The organism is Benzoatithermus flavus (assembly GCF_037908215.1).
Taxonomy (GTDB): Bacteria; Pseudomonadota; Alphaproteobacteria; order Geminicoccales; family Geminicoccaceae; genus Benzoatithermus; species Benzoatithermus flavus.
The window spans coordinates 176,754-196,438 of record NZ_JBBLZC010000006.1; the positions used below are offsets into that span (position 1 = coordinate 176,754).

At 68.5% G+C, this 19,685-nt stretch carries 18 protein-coding genes and 1 pseudogene; 16 read left to right on the forward strand and 3 right to left on the reverse strand.

Annotated elements, in window-relative coordinates; all coding sequences use genetic code 11:
* Nucleotides 1-323 precede the first annotated feature (323 nt).
* Together U1T56_RS08360 and U1T56_RS08365 are read left to right on the forward strand one after the other, a co-directional pair.
* Nucleotides 324-959, forward strand: a pseudogene (locus tag U1T56_RS08360) (dienelactone hydrolase family protein); the annotation flags it as partial.
* A gap of 115 nt (nucleotides 960-1,074) precedes the next feature.
* Nucleotides 1,075-1,449, forward strand: coding sequence for a hypothetical protein (locus tag U1T56_RS08365; RefSeq protein WP_418158994.1), 375 nt, complete (start codon nucleotides 1,075-1,077; stop codon nucleotides 1,447-1,449).
* On the opposite strand, the gene U1T56_RS08370 is transcribed toward U1T56_RS08365, so the two are convergent.
* Complete coding sequence (locus U1T56_RS08370) at nucleotides 1,419-2,150, reverse strand: HisA/HisF-related TIM barrel protein (RefSeq protein WP_418158995.1); 732 nt, start codon at nucleotides 2,148-2,150, stop codon at nucleotides 1,419-1,421. The genes U1T56_RS08365 and U1T56_RS08370 overlap by 31 nt on opposite strands.
* A 53-nt stretch (nucleotides 2,151-2,203) precedes the next feature.
* On the opposite strand from U1T56_RS08370, the gene U1T56_RS08375 reads away from it, so the two are divergent.
* The 14 genes from U1T56_RS08375 (at nucleotide 2,204) to U1T56_RS08440 (ending at nucleotide 18,017) form a co-directional block, all read left to right on the forward strand.
* On the forward strand, nucleotides 2,204-3,253 hold the full coding sequence (locus U1T56_RS08375) for a hydantoinase/oxoprolinase family protein (protein WP_418158996.1): 1,050 nt from the start codon (nucleotides 2,204-2,206) through the stop codon (nucleotides 3,251-3,253).
* 54 nt (nucleotides 3,254-3,307) lie between these two features.
* A complete protein-coding gene (locus U1T56_RS08380) occupies nucleotides 3,308-5,086 on the forward strand; it encodes a glucan ABC transporter ATP-binding protein/ permease (protein WP_418158997.1) in 1,779 nt (592 codons plus the stop codon).
* Nucleotides 5,087-5,171: 85 nt separating this feature from the next.
* Nucleotides 5,172-5,933 carry an SDR family NAD(P)-dependent oxidoreductase gene (locus U1T56_RS08385; RefSeq protein WP_418158998.1) on the forward strand — a complete coding sequence of 254 codons (762 nt, stop codon included), beginning with the start codon at nucleotides 5,172-5,174 and terminating at the stop codon, nucleotides 5,931-5,933.
* A gap of 389 nt (nucleotides 5,934-6,322) precedes the next feature.
* Nucleotides 6,323-6,946, forward strand: a complete 624-nt coding sequence (locus U1T56_RS08390) for a response regulator transcription factor (protein ID WP_418158999.1) — start codon at nucleotides 6,323-6,325, stop codon at nucleotides 6,944-6,946.
* Nucleotides 6,947-7,091: 145 nt separating this feature from the next.
* Nucleotides 7,092-8,084, forward strand: a complete 993-nt coding sequence (gene glpX, locus U1T56_RS08395; RefSeq protein WP_418159000.1) for a class II fructose-bisphosphatase — start codon at nucleotides 7,092-7,094, stop codon at nucleotides 8,082-8,084.
* Nucleotides 8,085-8,087: 3 nt separating this feature from the next.
* Nucleotides 8,088-9,023, forward strand: a complete 936-nt coding sequence (locus U1T56_RS08400; protein ID WP_418159001.1) for a phosphoribulokinase — start codon at nucleotides 8,088-8,090, stop codon at nucleotides 9,021-9,023.
* A gap of 17 nt (nucleotides 9,024-9,040) precedes the next feature.
* Entirely contained in the window at nucleotides 9,041-11,038 is a 1,998-nt protein-coding gene (gene tkt, locus U1T56_RS08405) for a transketolase (RefSeq protein WP_418159002.1), read from the forward strand.
* Nucleotides 11,039-11,058: 20 nt separating this feature from the next.
* The gene (gene fba / locus U1T56_RS08410; protein WP_418159003.1) at nucleotides 11,059-12,138 is read left to right on the forward strand and encodes a class II fructose-bisphosphate aldolase; all 1,080 of its coding nucleotides are present in this window, start codon (nucleotides 11,059-11,061) and stop codon (nucleotides 12,136-12,138) included.
* Between the two features lie 33 nt (nucleotides 12,139-12,171).
* Complete coding sequence (locus U1T56_RS08415; RefSeq protein ID WP_418159004.1) at nucleotides 12,172-13,623, forward strand: form I ribulose bisphosphate carboxylase large subunit; 1,452 nt, start codon at nucleotides 12,172-12,174, stop codon at nucleotides 13,621-13,623.
* A 34-nt stretch (nucleotides 13,624-13,657) separates the two neighbouring features.
* Entirely contained in the window at nucleotides 13,658-14,074 is a 417-nt protein-coding gene (locus tag U1T56_RS08420) for a ribulose bisphosphate carboxylase small subunit (RefSeq protein ID WP_418159005.1), read from the forward strand.
* Between the two features lie 171 nt (nucleotides 14,075-14,245).
* A complete protein-coding gene (locus tag U1T56_RS08425; RefSeq protein WP_418159006.1) occupies nucleotides 14,246-14,425 on the forward strand; it encodes a type II toxin-antitoxin system VapB family antitoxin in 180 nt (59 codons plus the stop codon).
* A gap of 305 nt (nucleotides 14,426-14,730) precedes the next feature.
* A complete protein-coding gene (gene cbbX / locus U1T56_RS08430; protein WP_418159007.1) occupies nucleotides 14,731-15,657 on the forward strand; it encodes a CbbX protein in 927 nt (308 codons plus the stop codon).
* Nucleotides 15,654-16,316 carry a ribulose-phosphate 3-epimerase gene (rpe, locus tag U1T56_RS08435; RefSeq protein ID WP_418159008.1) on the forward strand — a complete coding sequence of 221 codons (663 nt, stop codon included), beginning with the start codon at nucleotides 15,654-15,656 and terminating at the stop codon, nucleotides 16,314-16,316. The genes cbbX and rpe overlap by 4 nt, the downstream gene beginning before the upstream one ends.
* Before the next feature lie 681 nt (nucleotides 16,317-16,997).
* On the forward strand, nucleotides 16,998-18,017 hold the full coding sequence (locus U1T56_RS08440) for a replication protein RepA (protein ID WP_418159009.1): 1,020 nt from the start codon (nucleotides 16,998-17,000) through the stop codon (nucleotides 18,015-18,017).
* On the opposite strand, the gene U1T56_RS08445 is transcribed toward U1T56_RS08440, so the two are convergent.
* Together U1T56_RS08445 and U1T56_RS08450 are read right to left on the reverse strand one after the other, a co-directional pair.
* Complete coding sequence (locus tag U1T56_RS08445; protein WP_418159010.1) at nucleotides 17,979-18,728, reverse strand: (5-formylfuran-3-yl)methyl phosphate synthase; 750 nt, start codon at nucleotides 18,726-18,728, stop codon at nucleotides 17,979-17,981. The two genes, U1T56_RS08440 and U1T56_RS08445, sit on opposite strands and share 39 nt — an antisense overlap.
* Nucleotides 18,725-19,201, reverse strand: a complete 477-nt coding sequence (locus U1T56_RS08450) for an SRPBCC family protein (RefSeq protein ID WP_418159011.1) — start codon at nucleotides 19,199-19,201, stop codon at nucleotides 18,725-18,727. The genes U1T56_RS08445 and U1T56_RS08450 overlap by 4 nt, the downstream gene beginning before the upstream one ends.
* Between the last annotated feature and the right edge of the window lie 484 nt (nucleotides 19,202-19,685).

Here is a 19,685-nt window from a genome sequence, read left to right on the forward strand (position 1 = left end):
GGCTCGCGGCACGACCGCACGAGGTGACGCCGCTTCGCGAGGCGAGTCCGCCACCGAAGCCACCGCCTGCGGCGCCCGCCCAGAAGGCGCCGCCCGGTCCGGCGATCCCCGAGGCTCCTCCGAGCACGGGCTGGTGGAAGTCCCTGCTCCGTCTGCTCGGGTTGTCGAAGAGCTGAGCAAAGCCCGCCCCGAGCGGAGAGAAGCGATCGATTGGTGAGGGCCCGCCCGCAGCGAGCGGACGGGCCTTTCCTTCTCCTGCAGAAGGGTGGGGTATGCTATCCTCCGGTGCTGCACTCGTGCGGCATGCGGAGGATGCGCTCATGCCAGATCCCATGGTTCGAGAACGCAGGATTCCGCCTCTCGGCCTGCCGGCTCTCGTCGGCATCCCGCCGGATGCCCGCGGCCTCGTCGTGTTCGCGCACGGCAGCGGCTCCGGCCGCCTGAGCCCGCGCAACAACGCCGTCGCCGCCCAGCTGCGCGCGGCCGGACTCGCCACCCTGCTGTTCGATCTCCTGACCCCCGACGAGGCGGCCGATCGCGAGAACGTGTTCGACATAGCGCTGCTCGCGAGCCGGCTCGCCGATGCCTCCCGCTGGGCGGGGGCAGAGCCCGACCTCGCCCTGCTCGAGCTCGGCTATTTCGGCGCCAGCACCGGCGCGGCGGCGGCGCTGGTAGCGGCCGCCGAGCCGGACAGCCGGGTCGTGGCCGTGGTCTCGCGCGGCGGCCGGCCCGATCTCGCCGGCGCGGCGCTGCCCGCCGTCCGCGCTCCTACGCTCCTGATCGTCGGCGGCGACGACGTCACCGTGCTCGAGCTCAACCGCCGGGCGCTCGCATCCTTGCGCTGTGAGAAGGCGCTCGAGGTGGTGCCGGGCGCCACTCACCTGTTCGAGGAGCCTGGCGCGCTCGAGCAGGTCACGATTCTTGCCCGCGACTGGTTTTTGCGCTTTTTTTCCCATTAAATGCTTTTAAAGCGACAAATGTGAGGAAAGACGCAGCCGGCCCTACCAAGCTGCGCTATCCTGATCGTCATCAGGTCGGCTTTTCTGCCGTGCCGACGATCGGAGGAGCCCGGCGATGCTGGCGCAGCGGCGGTCGATCTGGCCCGCTCTCCTGCTCATCGGCGCCGTCGCGGTGCTGATCCTGGTCGCGACCAGCATCGATCTGCGCCGCATCGGCTCCTTCCAGGACAGCCCACCGCAGCCGGCAGAGGGCACGGCGGCGCTCGAGCGCAAGATCGAGGCACGTGTCTGCGTCACCCGCTACGGCATCTGCAGCGGGCCCGTCGCCCGCGTGGGCGATCCCTGCACCTGCCCGCACGTCCTGCGCGGTCTCGTGCCGGGCCACATCGAGATCCTGGGCGCTTCGTCCACCCATCCTGCTTCCCGCGACTGGGGCGAGGAGGACCGGACGCAGGATCTCTACGACTGGCACTCGGTGGTGCCCCCCTGAGCCGAGGCGAGCTCGGCGCGACCGAGCCGGCCGTCGTGGAGCGCGCTCGCGAGCAGCACACCCTCGCAGCCGAGCGCCCGGAGGTTCGCGAGATCCTCCGTCCCTCGCACGCCGCCCGCAGCGTAGATTCGCTTCCCGGGCGCACGCGCGCGGACGGCGCGCAGGCGCTCGAGGTCCGGCCCCGCGCCGACGCCGACCCGGGCCAGCGTCATGACGATGACCCGCTCGGGCCAGAGCTCGGGTGTGTCGAACAGGGCGGGGACACCCAGCGGGCGATCACCCATGAAGTCGAGCGAGAGGACGAGGCCGGGTTCGTCGCGCAGGATCTCGAGCAGGCGGAGATCGCTCTGGCTCTCGCTGCCGAGCACGAGATCGCCCAGCCCGGCGGCGAGGAAGCGCCGGCAGGTGCATTCGCCGGCAAAGCCGGCATCGACCCAGAAGCGCAGATCCGGGAAGAGGACCTTCAGCTCGCGGATGAGCGCCTTGTGATCGCCCTGCTTTCGGATCGCATCGAGATCGGCGATGTAGAGCGTGCGGAACGGATGGAGGTCGAGCAGCCCGCGGATCACCGCGGCCGGCTCGGGGCTCGTGGTCAGGACCGAATGCGCAAGGGGGCGATAAGCGTCGCGCTCGCCCGCACGGGCGTGGACAACCATGCCTCCCATGAGATCGATGACCGGAATGAGCTCGAAGCCTGCCATGACCGTTCCCCACCTACAAGGCGAACCCTAGCACGGACTTGAAGGAAGAGGCGATGGCCGAGCTCGTCACCGGCTTCGATATCGGCGGTGCTCATCTGAAAGCGGCGCAGGTGACGGCGGGGGGCCGCGTGGTCGCCGCCCTGCAGGTGCCTTGTGCGCTCTGGCAGGGGCTCGACCGGCTGGAGCAGGCTTTCGCCGAGGTCCGGACGCGGCTCTTCCCGATCGGCCGGACGGCGATCACGATGACGGGGGAGCTCGCCGATCTCTTCCCGGATCGCGCCACCGGCGTGCGCGAGCTCGTGCACGCGGCGGAGGCGGCCCTGCCGGAAGCCGGACACCGGTTCTGGGCCGGGCGGCACGGCTTCGTGGGCTCGCACGTGGCGGCCGGTCATGCCGTCGAGATCGCCTCGGCCAACTGGCTCGCCTCGGCGACCTTCGCGGCGCGTTCTCTCGGAGAGGGCCTGCTCGTCGATCTCGGCAGCACGACCACCGATATCCTGCTTCTCGCCGGCGGCGAGGTTCGAGCACGCGGCTTCACCGACCGCGAGCGCCTGACGACGGGCGAGCTCGTCTATACCGGGCTCACCCGCACGCCCCTCATGGCGGTGGCGGATCGGGCACCCTTCGCCGGCCGCTGGGTAGGGATGATGAAGGAATATTTCGCGACCGCGGCCGATGCCTACCGGGTGCTCGGGATCCTGCCGGAAGCGGCCGACCAGCACCCGACCGCCGATGGCGGCCCCAAGACGGCGGCGGCCAGCATGCGGCGGCTCGCCCGCATGATCGGCGCCGATGCCGCGGACGGCACGCCCGAGGACTGGCGGCGGCTCGCCGCCTGGCTCGCCGGCCGGCAGATGCGGGCGATCGAGGACGCCGCAGCGCTGCAGCTCTCCCGCGGTCTCGTCTCGGACCCCGCTCCTCTGGTCGGCGCGGGCTGTGGCCGGTTCCTGCTGCGGCCGCTGGCCGAGCGACTGGGACTGCCCTACCGCGACTTCGCCGAGCTGCTCGATCTCGCGCCCGAGGCGCGCGACTGGGCCGCCACGTGCGCGCCGGCCGTGGCCGTGGCTCTGCTGGCGCTCCAGGAGCTGGAACGAGCCGGCTGAGCGGGCGTTGGATTTCCCGACCCTCGCCCCCTTCCCGGTTGGGACGACGGCCCGATGGGTATCCGAGCAAGCGCGGCCGAGACGGAAGGCGCGGTCACAACCCTGGCCCGCGTCTATGGCCGGGCGCTGGGCTTTCTCGCGGCCGAGCGCGGTCTCGTGGCGCTCCTCGTCGGCGCCAACGTTCTGATCGGCCTCGTCCAGCTCGCCGAGCCCGTCCTGTTCGGGGCCGTGGTCGATTCGCTAGCCGGCCGCGGGCCGGTGTTCCGGCTGATCGGGCTCTGGGCGGCGCTCGGCCTCGTCGGGATCGTCGGCGGGGTGATCGTCGCCCTCCATGCCGACCGCTTGGCGCATCGCCGGCGCACGGCCGCCATGGCGGCGGCGTTCGAGCGGGCGATCACGCTGCCGATCGGCTACCACGCGCGCACGGGCTCGGGGCGGGTGGTGCGCATCATCCTCTCCGGCACCGACGCTCTGTTCCTCCTGTGGCTCAGCTTCTTCCGCGAGCATCTCTCGGCCATGGTCGGCATCGGCTGCCTCGTGCCGACCGCGATCGCGATGGATCTGCGCCTCGCCGGGCTGCTGCTGGCGCTCACCGGCGTCTATGTCGTGGTCGACCTGATCGTGGTCCGGCGCACCCAGTCCGGGCAGGAGGCGGTCGAGCGGCATCATCAGGACGTGTTCGGGCGGGTCGGCGACGTGATCGGCAACGTCACGGTGGTGCAGAGCTACGCCCGGCTCGCCGCCGAGGCCTCGGAGCTACGGGCGCTGATGCGCGAGCTCCTCGCGGCGCAGTATCCCGTGCTGACTTGGTGGGCGCTGCTCACCATCCTGACCCGCGCTTCTGCCACCGTGGTGATGGTGGTGATCTTCGCCGTCGGCGCCGTTCTCGCGCGCGCGGGCGAGGTCACGGTCGGCGAGATCGTGAGCTTCATCGGCTTCGCCAATCTCCTGATCGGCCGGCTCGACGAGATCACGGGCTTCATCGGCCGCTTCTTCGTCCAGGCCCCGACCGTGGACGCCTTCTTCGATCTCCTCGCCGCCAGAGCCGACGTCGCCGACGTCCCGGACGCGAAGCCGCTCGAGAACGTGAAAGGCCGCGTCGTGTTCGAGGGCGTCACCTACCGTTTCCCCGGCTCGAGCCAGGGGATCTTCGACATCTCCTTCGTGGCCGAGCCCGGCCAGACCGTCGCCCTCGTGGGTCCTACCGGCTCCGGCAAGACCACCACGCTCGCCCTTCTCCAGCGCCTGCGCGATCCCGACGCCGGCCGGATCCTGATCGACGGGGTCGACATCCGTGAAGTGACGCTGAACTCGCTGCGCCACACCATGGCGGTCGTGTTCCAGGAGGCGGGCCTGTTCAACCGCTCGATCCGCGAGAACCTGCGCATCGGCAAGGCGGATGCGACCGATGCCGAGATCGAGGACGCGGCCCGCCATGCCGAGGCGCACGGCTTCATTATGACCAAGCCCGGCGGCTACGACTTCGTCATCGGCGAGCGCGGCCAGGCGCTCTCGGGCGGCGAGCGGCAGCGGCTCGCGATCGCCAGGGCACTCCTCAAGAACGCGCCGATCCTGCTCCTCGACGAGGCGACGAGCGCGCTCGACACCGAGACCGAAGCCCGGATCAAGCAGGCGCTCGACGCGGCGCGCGCCGGCCGCACCACCTTCGTGATCGCGCACCGCCTCTCCACGATCGTCGATGCCGACCTCATCCTGGTCCTGGACCAGGGCCGGATCGTCGAGCGCGGGCGCTTCGCCGAGCTCGCGCGCGGGCAGGGGCCGTTCGCGCGCCTGGTCGCGCAAGGGAGCTTCGTCACCCCGGTCCGAGCGTAGAGACGCGAATCCGCTTGACGGCGGCGGCATCCGGAGGCGATCGGAACGGAATGGCCGGAGAGCCGATGCGACAAGGGAGGGGTTCATGGATCTGGGTCTCAAGGGCAGGCGCGCGATCATTACCGGCGGCACCAAGGGCATCGGCCGGCGCTGCGCCGACATCTTCGCAGCCGAAGGTGCCGACGTCTCGATCTGTGCGCGCAACGCCGCCGAGGTCGAGGAGACCGTGGCGAGCCTGCGCGAGCGCGGCGTCAACGCCTTCGGCCTGGCGCTCGACGTCGCCGACAAGGCGGCGCTCGAGAGCTGGGTGGCGCAGTCGGCGGCGAGGCTCGGCGGGATCGACATCGTCGTCGCCAACGTCTCGGCACTCGCCGTCGAGGACAACGAGGAGGCCTGGCGCAAGGAGTTCGAGGTCGACATGCTGCACACGGTCCGCACCGTGAACGCCGCCATGCCGCATCTCGAGAAGTCGGATGCCGGTGCGATCGTGATCGTCTCCAGCGTCTCGGGACGCGAGGTCGACTTCACCGGCCCGGCCTATGGGGCCTTCAAGGCTGCCCTCATCCACTACGCGCACCGACTCGCGTTCCAGCTCGCACCCAAGATGATCCGCGTCAACTCGGTCTCGCCCGGCAACACCTACTTCAAGGGCGGAATCTGGCACTGGATCGAGGAGAACAACCCGAAGCTCTTCGAGCAGGCGCTCGCCCTCAACCCGACCGGCCGCATGGCGACCCCCGAGGAGGTCGCGCGCGGCGTCGTGTTCCTGGCGAGCCCGGCCTCGAGCTTCACCACCGGCACCAACCTCGTCATCGACGGTGCGCTCACCCGTGGCGTGCAGTTCTGACCGGCCGATCCCACCGGTCGAACACCCGCCGGACGTAACCGGCGGGCCGGTCCCGGAGCAGTTCCGGCTCGGCTAGCGGGCGGTCGAGGTCTGTCGGTCCTCGACCGCTGGCCCGGCCGGGACCGCTGCTACGTGAAGCTCGAGGACTCGGACGGCCTATCTGCATCCAGCGCCACGAGCCCGCCCGCGATCGCTGGCGGCTCGTCCTGTTCGAGCGGGCGAGGATCGAGATCCATCGGGCCGGGAGCAGCACCCCGGCGTAGCGGCCGGAATCGATCAAGGAAGGAGGAGCAGCCCGATTGCGGTCGGGCAGCTGGATTCTCTATGAAAGGTTGCTGCTGCCCCTCGCCGGGCGGCGGTCGAGAACGATCAGGGACATCGCGCCGCTCATGGCCGCCAGGACGAAGCTGCCGATCGAGGTCGCCCTCGTGGACAAGAGCCCGCTCGTGCACGCGGCGCTGAAGAGTCTGCTCGCCCATGACGAGCGCTTCAGCCTCGCCTTCGTCGCGAGCGACGGCGAGCGTTTCCTGGACGCGCTCGAGCGGCTCCATTGCGACGTGGCCGTGATGGGCTGGGTCATGCCCTACAAGGACGGTCGCGCGGTTCTGGAAGCGCTCGCAGGCCGGCCGGAGCGCCCGCGGATCGTGATCTATACCGGCGATCCGGATCCGGCACTGCCGCGGCAGGCCATGGCCCTGGGCGCTGCCGCCTTCCTTTCCAAGCGCGAGCCGCCGGAACGGCTGCTCGACATCCTGACAGCGGTGGCGCACGGCCAGATGGTGTTCCCCTTCCTCGACGTGCGATCGCTCCACGCCGATCCTCTGGGCCGCTTGAGCCCGCGCGAGCGCGAACTTCTGGGCTCGCTCGGCACCGGCTGCACCAATGCCGAGCTCGCCCGGGCGCTGGGTGTGTCCGTGAACACGGTAAAGTTTCACTTACGCAACCTGTTCGACAAGCTCGGCGTGCGCAACCGTGCGCAGGCCGTGCAGCTCTGGCACGAGGCCCGACGCTGAGCTGACGCCCCGCACCCTACCCGACCGGGTAGGGAATGGCCCACCCATAAGACCTTCCGCCCCCACCCGACGGTAGATAACGGCGCTGTCCCCCTTCGGCTAACGTCGTCCGCATCAAGGTGGCACGGGAAGGGAGCCGTCGCGCATGGTCGACCGATCCCCGGGTGTGGGGCCGACCACACCGTTCTTCCTCTACGGGCTCAGAAGCGTCACCGAGGCCGCCGCACGAGCGGCGTGGGAATGGATCGGCCGCGGCGACAAGGAGCGTGGCGATCGTGCGGCGGTGGAGGCGATGCGTACCGCGCTGAACCGGCTGCCGTTCGACGGTGTCGTCGTGATCGGCGAGGGCGAGAAGGACGCGGCACCCGAGCTTTACAAGGGCGAGAAGGTCGGCAGCGAGCACAGCGCTGCCAAGTACGACGTGGCGGTCGACCCCGTCGAGGGCACCACCTATCTCGCCAAGGGCCTGACCAATGCCATGGCAGTGATCGCTCTCGCGCCGCGCGGTACGATGCTCGATCCGGGCCCGTGCTTCTACATGGAGAAGTTCGCGGCCGTAAGCGCCGCGCGCGACGCGATCGATCCGGCCTGGCCGACGGCACGCAAGCTCGAGCGTCTCGCCGAGGTGCTGGGCAAGCCGGTCTCGCAGCTCACCGTGTTCGTGCTCGAAAAGCCGCGCCACAAGCGCCTGGTCGAGGAGATCCACGCGGTCGGCGCTCGCGTGGCGCTCTACCCGGCGGGCGACGTGGCGGGCGCCATCATGGCCGCCATGGGCGGGGGCGGCATCGACGCCCTCATGGGCACGGGCGGCACGCCCGAAGGGATCATCTCGGCCTGCGCCATCAGGGCGCTCGGCGGCACGTTCTGGGGCCGGCTCGACCCGCAGCTCACGACCGAGAAGGCGAAGGTGCGCGAGGCCGGTCTTTCGACCGAGCGTTGGTTCCGGCTCGAGGAGCTCGTGATGTCGCCGGACGTGCTGTTCTGCGCCACGGGCATCACGACCGGGCTTCTGTTCGACGGCGTGGAGCACGATGGTCGTCACTACCGGACCCAGACCTTGATGCTCTCGGGCATGACCGGCGAGCGGCAGCTCCTGACGAGCTGGCTGCCGATCCCAGCAAGCGAACGGGGGATGTGAGACATGCCGAAGAATCGTGTCGTCGATCGTCCGATCATCCTCGGCATCGTCGGCGATTCGGCGGCCGGCAAGACCACGCTCACGGCCGGCATCGCCGCCATTCTGGGCCAGGATCGGGTGGCCTGCATCTGCAGCGACGACTATCACCGCTATGGCCGCAAGGAGCGGGCGGAGCGGAAGATCACCGCACTCCACCCCGACTGCAACTACATCGACATCCTCGAGCAGCATCTCCGGCTCCTGCGCCAGAACCAGCCGGTCCTGAAGCCGGTCTACGATCACCGTGACGGCTCGCTCGCGGCGCCCGAATACGTCGCACCCAAGCCCTACATCATCGTCGAGGGCCTGCTCGGCTATCACACCCGGGCGATGCGCGACTGCTACGACGTGAAGCTCTATCTCGAGCCCGAGGAGGAGCTGCGCATCCGCTGGAAGATCCAGCGCGACATGGGCAAGCGCGGCTACACCCGCGAGCAGGTCCTGGCGCAGATCAAGGATCGCGAGCACGACACCCAGGCCTTCATCCGGCCGCAGCGGACCTTCGCCGACATCGTGATCAGCTTCTACCCGCCCGAGGATCACGCGGAGGAGACCGGGTCGCAGCTCAACGTCCGCCACATCCTGCGCCCGACCCTGCCGCATCCCGATCTCTCGCCGATCCTGGACCGCGGCACCAACTCGGGCCTGCACCTCGAGCTCTCACGCGACACGGACGGCAAGCCCGTGGACGTGCTCGAGATCAGGGGCGACATCGCCAGGGGCAGGGCGGAGCGGCTCGAGAACCTGCTCTGGTCGCTGATCCCCGAGGCGAGCCATCTGCGGGCCAATGTCGGCGCCTTCGACGGCAGCGGCCCGCAGATGAGCCACACGCTGGCGCTGACCCAGCTCCTGATCGCCTACCACATGGTCAAGGCCGCCATGGGCGAGCACGCGATCTGATGGAAGGGAGCCCGAACATGACCACCATCGGCCACCACGATATGGCGAATGCCATCCGGGCGCTCGCCATGGATGCCGTCGAGCGGGCCAAGTCCGGCCACCCCGGCATGCCGATGGGCATGGCCGACGTCGCGACCGTGCTCTGGACCCGCTTTCTGAAGTTCGATCCCGCCCACCCGGACTGGCCGGACCGCGACCGGTTCGTGCTCTCCGCCGGGCACGGCTCGATGCTGCTCTATGCGCTCCTTTATCTCACCGGCTATCCGGACATGACCATCGAGGAGTTGCAGCGCTTCCGCCAACTCGGCTCGCGCACGGCGGGGCATCCCGAATATGGTCATACGCCGGGCGTGGAGACGACGACGGGACCTCTGGGCCAGGGCCTGGCGAACGCCGTCGGCATGGCCTTCGCCGAGGCGCATCTGCGCGCCCGCTTCGGCAGCGATCTCGTCGACCACCACACCTGGGTCGTCGCCGGCGACGGCTGCCTCATGGAGGGGATCAGCCACGAGGCGGCTTCGCTCGCCGGCCATCTGCGGCTCGGCCGGCTGATCGTGCTCTGGGACGACAACGGCATCTCGATCGACGGCCCCACCTCGCTCGCCGTCTCCGACGACCAGATCGAACGGTTCGAGGCCTATGGCTGGCATTGCCAGAGCGTGGACGGCCACGACCCGGTGGCGGTCGAGCGCGCCATTGCGGCCGCGCGCGCCGAAGAGAACCGGCCGTCGCTGATCGCCTGCAAGACCATCATCGGCAAGGGTGCTCCCAGCAAGCAGGGCAAGGAGAGCACCCACGGAGCACCTCTGGGCGCCGACGAGATCGCGGCCGCGCGCGAGCATCTGGGCTGGCCGCACGAACCCTTCGTGGTGCCGGACGAGATTCTTTCGGCCTGGCGGGCGGTCGGCGCTCGGGGCGGCACCATCCGGCAACTCTGGGAGCAGAGACTCGAGGCGATGCCGGCAGCCGAGCGCCGGGAGCTCGTGCGGCGTCTTTCCGGCGAGCTGCCGGAAGCGATGGCCGACGCCCTCGGCACCCACAAGCGGACGCTCGCGGCGAAGCCGCCGACGGTCGCGACGCGCAAGGCCTCGGAGATGGCGCTCGAGGTGCTGACCGCGGCGGTGCCGGAGCTCGTCGGCGGCTCGGCCGATCTCACCCACTCCAACAACACGGTGACGCAGCACACGCCCGATGTGACGCCGGGCTCGTTCGCCGGCCGCTATCTCCGCTACGGCGTGCGCGAGCACGGCATGGCGGCCTTCATGAACGGCGTGGCGCTCCATGGTGGCATCATCCCCTATGGTGGCACCTTCCTCGTGTTCTCGGACTATGCCCGCCCGGCGATCCGGCTCTCGGCGCTGATGGGCCTGCGCGTCGTCCACGTGATGACCCACGATTCGATCGGGCTCGGCGAGGACGGACCCACGCACCAGCCGGTCGAGCATCTCGCGAGCCTGCGCGCCATACCGGGACTGGTCGTGCTGCGGCCGGCGGATGCGGTCGAGACCGCCGAGGCCTGGGAGGTGGCGCTGCGCCGCCGCAACGGGCCCACGCTCCTCGTTCTGTCCCGCCAGAACCTGTCCCCGGTGCGCACGATCCATGTCGAGGAGAACCTGGTCGCACGCGGCGCCTATCTCGTGGCGGGGGAGGTGCAGGCGCGCGACGTCACCCTGATCGGCACCGGCTCGGAGCTGCAGATAGCGCTCGCCGCGCGCGAGATCCTCGAGGCCGAGGGCGTTCGGGCCGCCGTGGTCTCGATGCCGTCCATGGAGCTGTTCGAGGAGCAGGACGAGGCCTACCGCATGGCCGTCCTCGGCACGGCGCCCAGGATCGCGGTCGAGGCGGCCTCGCCTTTCGGCTGGACCCGCTACGTCGCGAGCGAGCGCGACGTGATCGGGATGCGGAGCTTCGGCGCCTCGGCGCCGGCCAAGGACCTCTACGAGCATTTCGGCATCACGGCCGCCGCGGTTGCCGAGCGCGCCCGCCTGCGCGTCGCCCTAAAGCAGGCCGCCTGAGCAGGAGGAGAATGGAACCCATGGCACTGATCAGCCTTCGCCAGCTCCTCGATCATGCCGCCGAGCACGGCTACGGCGTGCCGGCCTTCAATATCAACAGCATGGAGCAGCTTCTTGCAATCATGCATGCGGCGCGCCGCACCGATGCCCCGGTGATCGTGCAGGCGAGCCGGGGGGCCCGCGCCTATGCCGGCGACCTCATGCTCCGGCGCATGGTCGAGGCCGCGGTCGAGATGTTCCCCGAGATCCCGGTCTGCCTGCACCAGGACCACGGCAACAGCCCGGCGACCTGCCTCTCGGCGATCCAGCACGGCTTCACGAGCGTCATGATGGACGGCTCGCTCGAGGAGGACGCGAAAACCCCGGCAGCTTACGACTACAACGTCGCCGTCACCCGCAACGTGGTGGAGCTCGCCCATGCGGTGGGCGTCTCGGTCGAGGGCGAGCTCGGCTGCCTGGGCTCGCTCGAGAGCGGGCAAGGCGAGACCGAGGACGGGCACGGCGCGGAAGGCAGGCTGGAGCGCTCGCAGCTCCTGACCGATCCCGACGAGGCGGCCGCGTTCGTCGCCGCCACCAAGGTGGATGCGCTCGCGGTCGCGATCGGCACCTCGCACGGCGCCTACAAGTTCAGCCGCCGGCCCACGGGCGACATCCTCGCCATGGACGTGGTGAAGGCGATCCACGCGAAGCTCCCGAACACGCACCTCGTCATGCACGGCTCGAGCTCGGTACCGCAGGAGCTCCAGGACATCTTCAACGAGGCCGGCGGAGAGATGCCGCAGACCTGGGGTGTCCCGGTCGAGGAGATCCGCGAGGGCATCCGCTTCGGCGTGCGTAAGGTGAACATCGACACGGACTGCCGGATCGCGATGGCCGGACAGATCCGCAAGGTGGCGCGCGAGAAGCGCGGCGAGTTCGACCCGCGCAACTTCATGAAACCCGCCATGGCAGCGCTCGAGAAGCTCTGCGCCGAGCGCTTCGAACAGTTCGGCACGGCGGGCCATGCCGCCCGGATCAAGCCGCTGCCGCTCGCCGAGATGGCGAAGCGCTACCGCAGCGGCACGCTCGATCCTGCCATCGCCACCGCCAAGGCCGCCTGACGGCAGCCTCCATCCTTCGCGAGGAGAGAGATCATGAAGACCCCGACCCGCAGCGCCGCCGATCGCTACAAGGCCGGTGTGATGCAGTACAAGGATATGGGCTACTTCGATCTCGACTACGAGCCGAAGGACACCGACATCCTGTGCTGCTTTCGGATCACGCCGCAGGACGGCGTCGATCCGCACGAGGCCGCCGCGGCCGTCGCCGGCGAGAGCTCGACCGCGACCTGGACCGTGGTCTGGACCGACCGGCTCACGGCCTGCGAGAAGTACCGCGCCAAGTGCTACCGGGTCGACCCGGTGCCGGGCGCGCCCGGTCAGTTCTTCGCCTACATCGCCTACGATCTCGACCTGTTCGAGCCGGGCTCGATCGCGAACCTCACGGCCTCGATCATCGGCAACGTGTTCGGCTTCAAGCCCTTGAAGGCGCTCAGGCTCGAGGACATGCGCCTGCCCGTGGCCTACGTGAAGACCTTCGACGGGCCCGCCACCGGCATCGTCGTCGAGCGCGAGCGGCTCGACAAGTTCGGCCGGCCGCTCTTGGGTGCCACCGTCAAGCCCAAGCTCGGGCTTTCGGGCCGGAACTACGGCCGTGTGGTCTACGAGGCTTTGAAGGGCGGGCTCGACTTCACCAAGGACGACGAGAACATCAACAGCCAGCCCTTCATGCACTGGCGCGACCGGTTCCTCTACTGCATGGAGGCGGTGAAGCGCGCGGAGGCGATGACCGGCGAGGTCAAGGGGACCTACCTCAACGTCACCGCCGCCACCATGGAGGACATGTACGAGCGGGCCGAGTTCGCGAAGGAGCTGGGCTCGGTGATCGTCATGATCGACCTCGTCGTCGGCTACACGGCGATCCAGTCGATGGCGAAGTGGGCCCGCAGGAACGATATGATCCTGCACCTGCACCGGGCCGGCCACTCGACCTACACCCGACAGAAGAGCCACGGCGTGTCGTTCAGGGTGATCGCGAAATGGATGCGGCTCGCCGGCGTCGACCACATCCATGCCGGCACGGTCGTGGGCAAGCTCGAGGGCGACCCGCACACGACCAAGGGCTATTACGACGTCTGCCGCGAGGACTTCAATCCGATGCGGCTCGAGAACGGCCTGTTCTTCGACCAGCCTTGGGCCTCGTTGCGCAAGGTGATGCCGGTCGCCTCGGGCGGCATACATGCCGGGCAGATGCACCAGCTTCTTCATCTCTTAGGTGAGGACTGCGTGCTCCAGTTCGGCGGCGGCACGATCGGCCACCCCATGGGGATCGCGGCCGGTGCCACCGCCAACCGGGTGGCGCTCGAGGCCATGATCCTCGCCCGCAACGAGGGCCGGGACTATCTCGCCGAAGGCCCCGAGATCCTCGAGCGCGCGGCGCGCTTCTGCCAGCCCTTGGCGCAGGCGCTCGAGGTCTGGAAGGACGTCACCTTCGATTACGCCTCGACCGACACGCCCGACTTCGTGCCGACCGCGACCGCGGCCTGAGCACGGCCCCACCTTTCACGGGAGCATCCTGCCGATGCGTCTGACCCAAGGCACCTTCTCGTTCCTGCCCGACCTCACCGACGAACAGATCCGAAGGCAGGTAGCCTACTGCCTGCAGCAGGGCTGGGCCGTCAACATCGAGTACACGGACGATCCCCACCCGCGGAACACCTACTGGGAGATGTGGGGCAAGCCCATGTTCGACCTCAAGGACCCGGCGGGGGTGATGTACGAACTCGCCGAGTGCCGCAAGGTGTTCGGCAACGGCTATATCCGCATCTCGGCCTTCGACGCCAGCCACGGCTGGGAATCCTTGCGCCTCAGCTTCATCGCGCATCGCCCGGCCGAGGAGCCCGGCTTCCGCCTCGAGCGCACCGAGGTCGAGGGCCGCCACATCCGCTACGGCCTGAGCCCATACGCTACCGGGAAGCCCATGGGCGAGCGCTACTGATCCGGATCCGCCTTCCGTTCCTCCCCCCACCGACTCGTCCCGCCGGGCCGGACGCCCGGCGGGGGCCTTTTCGGTGGCATCGACGATGGTTCGATGCACGTGATTTTCCGGCATCTTACACCAAGGAGGCCGGAGCGATGCGAACCAGCGTCGAGATCGACGACGAATTGAATGGCGGAGGCGCTGCGGCGGACCGGACTTGAGACCAAGAAGGCGGCCATCGACGAGGCCCTGCGTCGGCTGGTCCAGCTCGAGCAGAAGGACATCCGGGCGCTGCGCGGGATAGGTTGGGAGGGCGACCTCGAGGCTTGGCGGCAGGACGACGAGCCGGGCGAGAAGCCGACGCGGTGATCGTCGTCGATAGCTCGGTCTGGATCGACTATCTGCGCGATCTCGCGACTCCTTAGGTAGAGAAGCTCGATTCATCGCTCGACGAGGAGGGCCTGATCCTGGGTGATCTCATCCTGTGCGAGGTTCTGTGCGGCGCGCGCACCGAGGATGAAGCGGTGCGTATCGCGGAGCGGCAGCACGGCATCGCGTTGCGCAGCACGATCGACCTCTTGGCACCTACTGCATCATCAACGGCTACCGGCTGCTGCACAACGACCGTGACTATCTCCCCATGGTGCAGCATCTCGGGCTGATGGAGGTCTGATGTGGCCACGACCGTGAAGACTCCCGACACGACCGTCGATCTGGCCAAGGCCTTCGCCGAATCCGGCATCGGCGAGGTGCTGGACCAGCTCGAGCGCGAGCTCGTGGGCCTCGGGCCCGTGAAGGCGCGCATCCGCGAGATCGCAGCGCTCCTGCTCGTCGACAAGCTGCGAAGGGATCTCGGGCTCACGAGCGAGACGCCCACGCTTCACATGTCGTTCACCGGCAATCCCGGCACCGGCAAGACGACGGTGGCGCTCAGGATGGCCGATATCCTGCATCGCCTCGGCTACATCCGCTCGAACCACCTGATCTCGGTGACCCGCGACGATCTCGTCGGCCAGTATATCGGCCATACCGCGCCCAAGACCAAAGAGATCCTGAAGAAGGCCATGGGCGGCGTTCTGTTCATCGACGAGGCCTATTATCTCTACCGGCCCGAGAACGAGCGCGACTACGGCCAGGAGGCGATCGAGATCCTCTTGCAGGTCATGGAGAACCGGCGCGAGGATCTGGTCGTGATCCTCGCCGGCTATGCCGACCGGATGGAGCGGTTCTTCGCCTCCAACCCCGGCTTCCGCTCGCGAATCGCGCACCATGTCGAGTTCCCGGACTATGCGCCCGAGGAACTGATGGCGATCGCCGAGCTGATGCTGGCCCGGCAGAACTACCGCTTCAGCGATGATGCCCGCGATGCGTTCCGGCGCTACATCGCGACCCGGATGCAGCAGCCGCATTTCGCCAACGCCCGTTCGATCAGGAACGCCCTCGACCGCGCACGCCTGCGCCAGGCCGTACGCCTGTTCCAGAGCCGCGACCGGCTCTTGACGGCGGACGATCTCATGACCATCGACGCGGGCGAGATCCTGGCGAGCCGCGTGTTCTCGGGCGGCGCCGGCAGCCGGGCAGCAGCGGAGCGCCATCCATGAGCAAGAGCGGTGTGCTGATCGCACCTTCGATCCTCGCGGCCGATTTCGCCCGGCTGGGCGAGGAGGTGCGCGCGGTCGATGCGGCCGGGGCGGACTGGATCCATCTCGACATCATGGACGGGCACTACGTCCCCAACATCAGCTTCGGCCCCGACATCGTGAAGGCGATCCGGCCTCACAGCCGGAAGTGCTTCGACACCCATCTCATGATCTCGCCGGTCGATCCCTATCTCGAGGCCTTCGCCCGGGCCGGGGCCGACCGGATCGTCGTCCACGCCGAGGCCACGACCCATCTCGACCGCACGCTCCAGGCGATCCAGGCGCTGGGCAAGCGGGCAGGGGTGTCGCTCAACCCGGCGACCCCGGAGAACGTGGTCGAGTACGTCCTGGACCGGATCGACCTCGTGCTGGTGATGACCGTCAACCCCGGCTTCGGCGGGCAGAAGTTCATCCCGGCCACGCTGGAGAAGGTCCGGCGCCTCAAGGCCATGACGGCGGGCCGCGGCATCCACATCCAGGTCGATGGTGGCATCACGCCCGAGACCGCTCCGCTCGCCGTCGAGGCCGGTGCCGACGTCCTGGTCGCGGGCTCGGCCGTGTTCGGCAAGCCGGACTATGCCAGCGCCATCGCGGCGCTGCGTCTCTCCTACAGCATCTGAATCTGTAGCGGCTTCCGGCCGGACCACGTCCGGCGGGAGCAACCGTCATTCCTGATTTACGGAAAGGCGGTTTTTCGTACCGTGCAGCCGATGGCCTGCCCGCTCTCGGGCAGGTCCGGTGGATCGGCTATCGGAACTTTGTCGCGCCCCGTCCGCTCGGCTATCGGAACTTTGTCGCGCTGCGCAGCCGCCAGAGGATAGGGTAGCTGCTCCGGCTTCTCTGCAGTTGCTCGAAAAGGCGCCGACGAGGTGGTCTTGAGACCCGCTGCGAGCTTCCCGTCTACCCGGTTCGGAACTTTGTCGCGCTTTCGCAGGGGCTCTCGCCGTCGGCCCGAGCCTTTGCAAGCCTTTTCTCCAGCGGCCGGATCCTCTTGGGCGTTTTATCCACAGGCTCGGAAGTTTGTCGCGTGAGCCCATTGTCTGATTAATAGATTTATTAATAGGAATCGCGACAACGCTCCGGGGGATAAGCGACCTTTCTCCGTGCCGTTCGCGACAACACTCCGAGCGGAAGCGCGACAAAGCTCCGACAGGCGCGACCATGTTCCGAGGGAAAAGCGACAAAGCTCCGAATCCGGTCGTGTTTTCCACATCTTGCCGCGGCTCGCGACAAAGCTCCGATATTGTGCTCCGGTCCGTTTGGGTGCATGGGCCTGAGTAGGGCAGTACAAGGAGCTCGCGATGCGCAGCGCGCTCGATCTCATCCGCGTCTATGGCATCGACGGTGCGCGGGCTCGGGTCGCCAATCCGGTCGAGCGCGAGCTGATCGACACCGCCGCACGGTTCTACGACACCGAGTCGACGGTCGGGGTCACCTATTCCGGCTTCTGCGTCATCTCGCTGCCGCACCGCCGTCTGCCCTCGAACGGCATGGTCTGGGAGCGGCGCGTGCCGCACCACCCTTGCGCGCTCACGATCGAGCCGGGCTCGCTCACGCTCAACGGCCAGAAACACGAGTTCGGCGTGCCCTACGGCTCGGCCGGCCGGCTGATCCTCCTTTGGCTGCAGACCGAGGCGCTCAAGACCGACTCGCGCGTGGTCCGCCTCGGCAGCTCGATGTATTCCTGGATGCGGCTCATGGGCACCCATGCCGGCGGCCAGAACTACAAGGCGGTGCGCGAGCAGGCCATGCGCATCGCCGCCTGCCGGCTGCAATTCATCTGGACCGGTAAGGCCGACGGCCGCAGCGCCGTGCGCTTCAAGAAGGACGCGATCGTCGAGGAAGGCATGCTGTTCGGCGACCTCCACGAGGAGGACCCGCGGCAGTCGCGGCTTTGGGAGGACACAGTGGTCCTCTCGCGCACCTTCTACGAGGAGCTGAAGAAGCATCCCGTCCCGATCCAGCTCAACGCCGTCCAGGCGATCTTCCGCTCCTCGCTCGCGATCGATGTCTATATCTGGCTCGCCTACCGGCTGCGGGTGCTGGAGGGTCGCACCCATGTCGGCTGGGCGTCCTTGCGCGACCAGTTCGGGCCGCAATATTCCCGTATTCGCGACTTCAAGGACCCGTTCATCAAGGCGCTGCAGATGGCCTTGTGCGTCTACGAGGAGGCCAAGGTCGACTGCGACGACAAGGGAGTGATCCTCTATCCCTCGCCGCCGGCCGTGCCCGAGCGGCGCTTCAGGCAGGTCCTGCTTCCCGCCTCGAACGACGCTCCGGCGTTAGCTCTCGACCAGCGGCTGCGCGCCGTGCGCGACTGACCGGCTGCCCGCTGCGGCGTCCATGGCGGCACGCACGGCGGCGAAGGCCCCGGCATCGAGCCTCGCGGTACGGCCACCACGGCACAAGGCGCCACGGAAGCCGAGATAATCCGGCGCCAAGACCATGAGCGGTGCTATGTCGCTCACGGCGAGCGAGCCGGCGAGGCCGGTGAGCAGACCGTGCCTCCGGCCGGTCGCGACGAAGCGGCCCAGATCCTCCTCGGCGCGATGCCGGCGCAGGCTGCCGGCGCGCTTGTCGGCCGTGTCCAGCATCACGCCGAAGAATCCAGCATCGGCCAGCCACGGGATCAGCGCCATGTCCGGCTCCTGATCCGCCATCAGCACCGCCACGAGCCGGATACCCTCGGCTGCGGCCGCGGCCAGCGCCGCAGCACAGCGCCGGTGATCGCCGCCGCGGAAGAAGCCGATCTTGACGATGTCGACCCCGCTCGATGCCGTCCGCCGGGCGGCGGCGAGCAGCAACGCCGGGTCCATCGGCAGATCGCCCACGGTGGCGCTCACGGGCCGCCGCCCGGCGATCTGCCCGACCGCCCGTCGCAGCGAGGCTTCGGGCCAGGCGCCGAGCGCGCCTCGGGCGGGGTCCTTGAGATCGACGATGTCGGCGCCGAGCGCGCAGGCGAACTCGGCCTCGCTCGGGTCGGCCACACTCGCGAGAAGACGCACGGGCTTCGTGCCAGCTTCGTTGCTCATGGCGCGAGCCTCGCCGCGAGGCCCTGCAGCCCCGCCTCGTAGATCCCGGCGATCGTGGCCTCGACCGCCTTCTCGTCCTTGCCGGCCGGAACGGTGAAGTCCGAGCGCCAGACCACGCGCGTGCCTTGACCCGCCGGCTCGACCCGGAAGGTCGAGCGATGGTCGGCCACGGGCAGGGGGCTGCGCTCGGTCGCGTAGCGGTAGCTCGTCCCTGCTTCGTCCCGCTCGATCTCGCGCTCGAGGAACGCGTCCTCGGTCCGTGTCGTGAGCCGCCGGTAGGGCTTGCCGTCGAACGTGAGCGGCTCGCAGCGCACGATCGCCGGGTGCCATCGGGCGATGGCGCAGAACGGACCGGCGAGCGCCCACACCTCGGCGGGCGGTCGGGCGATCGTGATCGAGCGCTCCACCTCGGTTGCACGGGCGGCGCCGGTTGCCGCGACGAGTGTCACGAGGACGAGGCCGAACGAACGCATGCTGTCTCCAGGCTTGTCGATGTCGAACGGAGGCTAGTGGCGGATCGGATGTCTGTCAGCATGCTCGTGAGCGAAAGGTGTCGGGGGAACATGGGAACGGATCTGCTGTTCAGATGGACGACCGATAGATCCGGTTGTCATGTAGCATACCCGAGGTGTTTCCACCGAGCTGGCAGCTTGTCTTGCGCTCCTGAGCAGGCATTGCTCGATGCTGACCGGCCCATTGTGGCGGAGATACACTGTGTCACACTTGTCGGTATCGCCTCTCGGCCGGATGATGAAGGCGAGCTCGATCATGGCAGACATTCCGCAGTACAGGCTGGCAACCTGCGCAAACAGAGCTAGGATGGAGCATGAGAACGCAAGCGCCGTTCAGTCGACCGTCAAAAGATCTGTTGCACTGCAACATAAAACATCGAGCTGCGGGTGTCGTCATGTCTACTTCTGCCTGATCCGCCGTGCGCTCCTGTGGCCAGAGCGCCAC

Bases quoted from the DNA above. Each gene is read 5' to 3' on its own strand.
- U1T56_RS08415 (WP_418159004.1), top strand. From the start codon at position 12,172: ATGAAGACCCCGACCCGCAGCGCCGCCGATCGCTACAAGGCCGGTGTG.
- U1T56_RS08425 (WP_418159006.1), top strand. From the start codon at position 14,246: ATGGCGGAGGCGCTGCGGCGGACCGGACTTGAGACCAAGAAGGCGGCC.
- U1T56_RS08365 (WP_418158994.1), top strand. From the start codon at position 1,075: ATGCTGGCGCAGCGGCGGTCGATCTGGCCCGCTCTCCTGCTCATCGGC.
- U1T56_RS08375 (WP_418158996.1), top strand. From the start codon at position 2,204: ATGGCCGAGCTCGTCACCGGCTTCGATATCGGCGGTGCTCATCTGAAA.
- U1T56_RS08420 (WP_418159005.1), top strand. From the start codon at position 13,658: ATGCGTCTGACCCAAGGCACCTTCTCGTTCCTGCCCGACCTCACCGAC.
- U1T56_RS08445 (WP_418159010.1), bottom strand. From the start codon at position 18,728: ATGAGCAACGAAGCTGGCACGAAGCCCGTGCGTCTTCTCGCGAGTGTG.
- U1T56_RS08450 (WP_418159011.1), bottom strand. From the start codon at position 19,201: ATGCGTTCGTTCGGCCTCGTCCTCGTGACACTCGTCGCGGCAACCGGC.
- U1T56_RS08380 (WP_418158997.1), top strand. From the start codon at position 3,308: ATGGGTATCCGAGCAAGCGCGGCCGAGACGGAAGGCGCGGTCACAACC.
- glpX (WP_418159000.1), top strand. From the start codon at position 7,092: ATGGTCGACCGATCCCCGGGTGTGGGGCCGACCACACCGTTCTTCCTC.
- U1T56_RS08440 (WP_418159009.1), top strand. From the start codon at position 16,998: ATGCGCAGCGCGCTCGATCTCATCCGCGTCTATGGCATCGACGGTGCG.
- U1T56_RS08400 (WP_418159001.1), top strand. From the start codon at position 8,088: ATGCCGAAGAATCGTGTCGTCGATCGTCCGATCATCCTCGGCATCGTC.
- tkt (WP_418159002.1), top strand. From the start codon at position 9,041: ATGACCACCATCGGCCACCACGATATGGCGAATGCCATCCGGGCGCTC.
- fba (WP_418159003.1), top strand. From the start codon at position 11,059: ATGGCACTGATCAGCCTTCGCCAGCTCCTCGATCATGCCGCCGAGCAC.
- U1T56_RS08390 (WP_418158999.1), top strand. From the start codon at position 6,323: ATGGCCGCCAGGACGAAGCTGCCGATCGAGGTCGCCCTCGTGGACAAG.
- rpe (WP_418159008.1), top strand. From the start codon at position 15,654: ATGAGCAAGAGCGGTGTGCTGATCGCACCTTCGATCCTCGCGGCCGAT.
- U1T56_RS08370 (WP_418158995.1), bottom strand. From the start codon at position 2,150: ATGGCAGGCTTCGAGCTCATTCCGGTCATCGATCTCATGGGAGGCATG.
- U1T56_RS08385 (WP_418158998.1), top strand. From the start codon at position 5,172: ATGGATCTGGGTCTCAAGGGCAGGCGCGCGATCATTACCGGCGGCACC.